This is a genomic window from Microbacterium sp., assembly GCF_049650565.1.
Lineage (GTDB): Bacteria > Actinomycetota > Actinomycetes > Actinomycetales > Microbacteriaceae > Microbacterium.
On the sequence record NZ_JBASAK010000031.1, the window covers coordinates 34,452 to 40,647 of the forward strand.

Consider the following 6,196-nt stretch of genomic DNA (forward strand, 5'->3'; position numbering starts at 1 on the left):
TCGAGAGCCGGAAGCGCGAGGCACCGCACGTTGTCCACAGCCCGATTCCGTTGATCCCGGAAACCGAGCAGACTCACCGTCATGGCATGGACATACATCCTCCGCTGTCGCGACGGCAGCTTCTACACCGGCAGCACCAACGGCGACCTGGAAGCACGCGTCTGGGAGCACAATCACGACGAGCAGTGGGCGGCGCGCTTCACGATCAAACGCCGACCGCTGGTGCTCGTGTACGCCGAGCAGTTCAAGACCATCGATGCCGCGTTCTACCGGGAGAAGCAGCTCCAAGGATGGAGCAGAGCGAAGAAGATCGCACTGATCGAAGGGCGCGGGGCGGAGTTGCCGACGTTGTCCAGGTCGAAGTCTTCGAGCGACGCTTCGACAAGCTCAGCGACCCAGGCAGGAAACACCCCCGTGAACCTGAGCGACGCTTCGACAAGCTCAGCGGCCAAGGTGGAGAACGCACCGTGAGCCAGAGCGATGCTTCGACCAGCTCAGCGACCCAGACAGGAACACCCCGTGAACCTGAGCGACGCTTCGACAAGCTCAGCGACCCAGACAGGAAACACCCCGTGAACCAGAGCGATGCTTCGACGGCTCCGCGTGCGCGGTCACGCGTCGATGGAGTCGCGGCTGAGCTTGTCGCTGGAGCTCATGATGAATTCACGACGCGGCGCGACCTCGCTGCCCATCAGCATCTCGAAGGTGCGCACCGCGGCATCCGCCGCCTCGGCATCCTGGATCGTGACCCGCCGCAGCAGGCGGCCGCCCTTGTCCATGGTGGTGGTGGCCAGCTGATCGGCATCCATCTCGCCCAGCCCCTTGTACCGCTGGATCGGGTCCTGCCAGCGCTTGCCGGCCTTCTGCAGCTTGGCCAGCAGGGCGTGCAGCTCCGCCTCCGAGTACGTGTAGATCGTCTCGTTGGGCTTGGAGCCGGGGTTCATCACGATCACGCGGTGCAGCGGCGGCACAGCCGAGAAGATCCGTCCGGCCTCGACCATGGGCCGCATGTAGCGGAAGAACAGCGTCAGCAGCAGCGTGCGGATGTGCGCGCCGTCGACGTCGGCATCGCTCATCAGGATGATCTTGCCGTACCGCGCCTGCGACAGGTCGAACGAACGCCCCGATCCGGCGCCGATCGTCGTGATGATGGCCGCGCACTCGGCGTTGTTCAGCATGTCGCTGACCGAGGCCTTCTGCACGTTGAGGATCTTGCCGCGGATGGGCAGCAGCGCCTGGAACTCGCTGTTGCGCGCGTGCCTGGCCGTGCCGAGAGCCGAGTCGCCCTCCACGATGAACAGCTCGGACTGCGACACGTCGCTGGACCGGCAGTCGACCAGCTTCGCCGGCAGCGACGAGGACTCCAGCGCGTTCTTGCGCCGCTGCGTCTCCTTGTGCGCACGCGCCGAGACGCGGGCCTTCATCTCGGAGACGATCTTGTCCAACAGCTGCGACGCCTGGTTCTTGTCGTCGCGCTTGGTGGAACTGAACCGCTCGGCCAGCGCCGTGCGCAGCACCTTGGCGACGATGGAGCGCACGGCGGGAGTGCCGAGCACCTCCTTGGTCTGGCCCTCGAACTGCGGCTCGGGCAGCGTCACCGTCAGCACCGCCGTGAGCCCCGCGAGCACGTCGTCCTTCTCGAGCTTGTCGTTGCCGACCTTCAGCCGGCGGGAGTTCTGATCGACCTGACCGCGCAGCGATTTCAGCAGCTCCTGCTCGAAGCCCTGCTGGTGCGTGCCGCCCTTGGGCGTGGCGATGATGTTCACGAACGAGCGCACGACGGTCTCGTACCCGGTCCCCCAGCGCAGCGCGATGTCGACCTGGCACTCGCGCTGCACCTCCTCGGGCTTCATGTGGCCGTTGGGCTGGAGCACCGGCACCGTCTCGGTGAAGTGCCCGCTGCCCTGGATGCGCCAGGTGTCGGTCACTGGCGCATCGGCTGCCAGGAAGTCGACGAACTCGGAGATGCCGCCTTCGTAGTGGTACGAGGTCTCCACCGGGCCCTCGCCGCCGTCCTCGGCGTGCGCGGCGGGGCGCTCATCGCGCACCACGATCTCGAGCCCCGGCACGAGGAAGGCCGTCTGGCGGGCGCGGGTCACCAGCTCGTTCAGCTGGAACGCGGCATCCTTGGTGAAGATCTGGCGATCGGCCCAGTAGCGCACGCGCGTGCCGGTGACGCCCTTGGCAACCTTCCCGATCACGCGCAGCTCGCTGCGCTTCTCGAACGGGGTGAACGGCGAGTCCGGGTGCGGCTCGCCGTCATCGGCGAACACGCCGGGCTCACCGCGCCGGAAGGACATGGCGTAGGTCTTGCCGCCGCGGTCGACCTCCACGTCGAGCCGCTCGGAGAGCGCATTCACGACCGAGGCGCCGACGCCGTGCAGACCGCCGGATGCCGCATACGAGCCGCCGCCGAACTTTCCACCGGCGTGCAGCTTGGTGTAGACCACCTCGACGCCGGTGAGGCCGGTGCGCGGCTCGATGTCCACCGGCACGCCGCGGCCGCGGTCGGAGACCTTGACGCTGCCGTCCTCGTACAGCACGATGTCGATCTTCGATCCGGTGCCCGCGATGGCCTCGTCGACGGAGTTGTCGATGATCTCCCAGAGGCAGTGCATGAGGCCCGGCGATCCGTTGGATCCGATGTACATGCCGGGGCGCTTGCGGACGGCTTCGAGCCCCTCGAGCACCTGGAGATGATGGGCGGAATACTCGGCTGTCACAATGTTCGATTCTATTTCGAGGTCGCGCTCCGCCAGGCCACGACACTCCCTCGTCCCAGTACCGGGACCCCGCGCGTACGCGCTGAGCGAAACACGCCGCAAACCGGGCATGCACGAGCGCCACGCGTGGTTGTATTGAGCACGATCTCGAATCGGACAGAACCCTATTGAGGAGGCACCGAGATGAACGCTACGACAGAGCGAGAGACCCTCCCGTACCGCCTCACCGCGATGGACCGCTGCGATTCGTGCGGGGCGCAGGCTTACATCGCCGCCGAGGTGAACGGCACGGAGATGCTCTTCTGCGCGCACCACGGCCGCAAGTACGAGGAGAAGCTGCGCGCCGTCGCCACCAGCTGGCACGACGAGACCGCCCGCCTCATCGACGCGGACTGACCTCCACGCGAGCGATCAGCGGCGAGATCCTGGTCAGGATCTCCTCGCCGACCGTGTCGATGTGCTCGGCCAGGTCCGTGGCGCTGACGGCGCCCGGGCCGAGGATCGTGAACGTCTGCCCGCAGGCCGCGCCTTTCCAGGGTTCAAGGTCCGTCCAGGTCGGGCCGACGCGCAGGATCCGCACCGACCCGTCGCCGACCGCCGCGCCGGCCAGCGTGGACGGCAAGCCGTCCAGCGCACCGATGTCCAGCCGCACGCGGTCGGCGGCGGCGTCGATCACGTCGGCCTTCAGCGCCGAGACCTGGCGAAGCCCGTCGAGCTCGGGGCCGTCTGCAGATCGGATGCCGTAGCAGAAGGCGCCGATCCTGCACATCGTGCCGCGCAGCTCGGGCCGCCACCAGGAAGCCGCGGATGCCGTCAGATGCAGGTGCTCGGGAGTGCCCCCCGCCGCCTTCAGCGCCTCGACGGCCGCGCGGAACTCGCGTTGCGCGTCATCGTCCTCCGCGTCGCTGGCCTCGGCCAGGTGGCTCCACACCCCGACCACGCGCAGCAGCCCGGCATCCTCCGCTGCGCGCGCGACGGCAACGGCGTCCGCCCAGCCCTCCGGCCTGATGCCGTTGCGATGCAGACCGGTGTCGATCTTCAGGTGGACGCGCGCCACAGCTTCCGCCTTGCGGGACTCGTCGATCACCCGCTGCAGGTACTCGATCGTCCCGACGCCCAGGTCGATGCCCGCGGCGATGGCGTCTGCCACGAGCGGCGCCGATGAGGTCTCCCAGGCGAAGATCCGCACCTCGGGCGCCATGGCCCTGATGCGCAGCGCCGAACCGATGTCATAGGAGCCGATCCAGTGGGCGCCGGCTTCGAGGGCAGCGGGCACCGCCCAGTCCAGGCCGTGACCGTACGCCTCGTCCTTGGTGACCAGCACGAGCTCGGCGGGAGCGATGCGCTCACGGACGGCGGCGATGTTCTCGCGGAGCGCCTCCGCGTCGATCTCCAGACGTGCGGGCATCAGTCCTCCTCCGCCTGCGTGGCCGCAAGCCCCGCCGCGCAGACCAGTTCCAGCGGGCCGAGGCCCGTCACTCCGCTCCAGCGATCGATCGCGTCGCGGGCCGGGCCCGTGCCGCCGAAGAAGGTCACCTCGGAGCCTTCCTGGATGCCGTCGGCGTCGCCGATCTCGATCACGCACACGTCCATGGCCACCCGGCCGACGATCGGATGCAGGGCGCCGGAGATCTCGACGTCCATCCGGTTGCCCAGCAGGCGCACGACGGCCTGCGCGTAACCGCCCGTGATCAGCGCGACGGTCGTCGCACGCTCGGCGCGGTAGGTGTAGCCGTAGGAGACGGCGTCGCCGGGCTGAAGATCCTTGAGGGACATCACGTGCCCGGTGAGTCGCATGACCGGTCGAGCACCGGCGTTCAGCCCGTACAGCACGCGCACCGGGACATCCGCCTCGCCCGCGTCGGTGGCGTCGATCCCCGCGTCGTGCAGCAACGAGATCTGGTCGGCTCCGTCGACCAGCATCGTGCGGATGCCGGCATCCTGCGCCGCGCGGGCGACGGTGAGCAGGCCGTGTCCGTAGGCGTCCCTGCGCAGGTCGGCGACGCTCCCGCCCGACCCGGCCGCCGCGTGCGCTGCGGATGCCAGGGCGGAGCGGGAGATCACGGCTGTGGTCGCTGAACTGCGGAGAAGGACCATCCTCCGAGTCTAGGGCGCGGCTCTCCGGCATCCCGGCGGCGCCCGCCGCTCGCACTCAGGGTGGGCGGCACCTCCCGCCTAGAATGGGATGTCCGTCACGAACTGGAGAACGAATGCCTGCCAACGGCCTGGGCGTCATGCCCCGCCTGCGTTACCTCGTCAGCCGCGCCCGTCGCATCGATGTCGGATCGGTGTTCGCGCGTGCCCGCGAGGTGCACGAGCACCACGGCAAGCCCGTCCCGGCTGTGGTCGTGGACATGCTCTGGAGCGCCGCGACGAAGCAGGTCGGCTTCCAGGACTACGTGGACTACGACTTCGCCATGCTCACCGCAGCCGAGCGCGCCACGTACATGACGCACCCGGTCTCCAACCAGCTCTCGCAGAAGTACGACCACCCGGACTTCCGCGGCCTGTTCCAGGACAAGCTGGCCTTCAACCGCACGTTCGACGAGTTCCTGCACCGCGACTGGATGGAGGTCGTCGAGGGCAACGCCGCCCAGCTCGAGGAGTTCGGCCGCACGCACGGCACGCTGATCACCAAGACTCCGATGGGCCAGGCCGGCACCGGCGTGCGCCGCTACCACGCCGCCGACATCACCGACTGGGCGCAGTTCCACGGCGAGCTGCGCAAGCGCGGCGAGCTGCTGGTGGAGCAGGCCATCGTGCAGCACGACGACCTCGCGGCCGTCTGCCCCGGCACCGTGAACACCACACGCGTGACCGCGTTCTTCGACGGTCACAAGGCGCACATCCTCGCGGTCGCGCAGAAGTTCGGCCGCGGCGCGGTCAGCGACCAGATGACCTACGGCGGCTTCTACACGATGCTCGACGAGAACGGCCACGCCCGCTCCGCCGGCTACGACTCACATGAGAACGTGCACGAGAGGCACCCGGAGTCCGGTTTCGTGATCGCCGACTTCCAGCTGCCGTACTTCGACCAGCTGGCCGAGTTCATCGACCGGGTCGCCCGTGTCGTGCCGCAGGTGCAGTACGTGGGCTGGGATGTCGTGATCACCCCCACCGGTCCGGTGCTCGTCGAGGGCAACTGGGGCGCGGGCGTGTACGAGAACAAGCCCTCGGTATCGGGCATCCGGACGGGCAACAAGCCGCGCTATCGCGCCGTGATCGGATTCTGAGAGCCTGGAAAGAGCGGATGCCGCCGATCAGCGCCGGCGGATCATCCCGACGGCCGTGCGCAGCTCGGGCACTCGGAACACCGCCAGAAGCGCCACGTAGACGCCGCCGACCACTGCGGCGATGACCGCCGAGCCCAGCGCGCCCCAGAGCTTGTCCTGCAGCATCCAGCCCGTGGTTCCGCCGCTGAGCAGGAACACTCCCCAGCCGGCCGCGGCCGCCGGGACACCCATCAGCACGAA

The 6,196-nt window shown here is 68.5% G+C and carries 6 protein-coding genes and 1 pseudogene; 3 read left to right on the forward strand and 4 right to left on the reverse strand.

The window, feature by feature from the left end; all coding sequences use genetic code 11:
- Positions 1 to 81 precede the first annotated feature (81 nt).
- Positions 82 to 471 carry a GIY-YIG nuclease family protein gene (locus tag WA967_RS05660; protein ID WP_424419923.1) on the forward strand — a complete coding sequence of 130 codons (390 nt, stop codon included), beginning with the start codon at positions 82 to 84 and terminating at the stop codon, positions 469 to 471.
- Between the two features lie 140 nt (positions 472 to 611).
- Here WA967_RS05660 and WA967_RS05665 read toward each other — a convergent pair whose 3' ends face one another.
- Positions 612 to 2,723 carry a DNA gyrase/topoisomerase IV subunit B gene (locus WA967_RS05665; protein ID WP_424419925.1) on the reverse strand — a complete coding sequence of 704 codons (2,112 nt, stop codon included), beginning with the start codon at positions 2,721 to 2,723 and terminating at the stop codon, positions 612 to 614.
- A 183-nt stretch (positions 2,724 to 2,906) separates the two neighbouring features.
- On the opposite strand from WA967_RS05665, the gene WA967_RS05670 reads away from it, so the two are divergent.
- Positions 2,907 to 3,119: a DUF7455 domain-containing protein gene (locus tag WA967_RS05670; RefSeq protein WP_424419927.1), complete on the forward strand. Its 213-nt coding sequence runs from the start codon at positions 2,907 to 2,909 to the stop codon at positions 3,117 to 3,119.
- On the opposite strand, the gene WA967_RS05675 is transcribed toward WA967_RS05670, so the two are convergent.
- Together WA967_RS05675 and WA967_RS05680 are read right to left on the reverse strand one after the other, a co-directional pair.
- Positions 3,103 to 4,131 (reverse strand): alanine racemase, encoded by a 1,029-nt coding sequence (locus WA967_RS05675; protein WP_424419929.1) that lies wholly within the window; start codon positions 4,129 to 4,131, stop codon positions 3,103 to 3,105. The genes WA967_RS05670 and WA967_RS05675 overlap by 17 nt on opposite strands.
- On the reverse strand, positions 4,131 to 4,820 hold the full coding sequence (locus WA967_RS05680) for an alanine racemase (RefSeq protein WP_424419931.1): 690 nt from the start codon (positions 4,818 to 4,820) through the stop codon (positions 4,131 to 4,133). The genes WA967_RS05675 and WA967_RS05680 overlap by 1 nt, the downstream gene beginning before the upstream one ends.
- Positions 4,821 to 4,933: 113 nt before the next feature.
- On the opposite strand from WA967_RS05680, the gene WA967_RS05685 reads away from it, so the two are divergent.
- Positions 4,934 to 5,956 (forward strand): sugar-transfer associated ATP-grasp domain-containing protein, encoded by a 1,023-nt coding sequence (locus tag WA967_RS05685; protein WP_424419933.1) that lies wholly within the window; start codon positions 4,934 to 4,936, stop codon positions 5,954 to 5,956.
- Between the two features lie 27 nt (positions 5,957 to 5,983).
- On the opposite strand, the pseudogene WA967_RS05690 reads toward WA967_RS05685, so the two are convergent.
- Positions 5,984 to 6,196, reverse strand: a pseudogene (locus tag WA967_RS05690) (murein biosynthesis integral membrane protein MurJ); the annotation flags it as partial.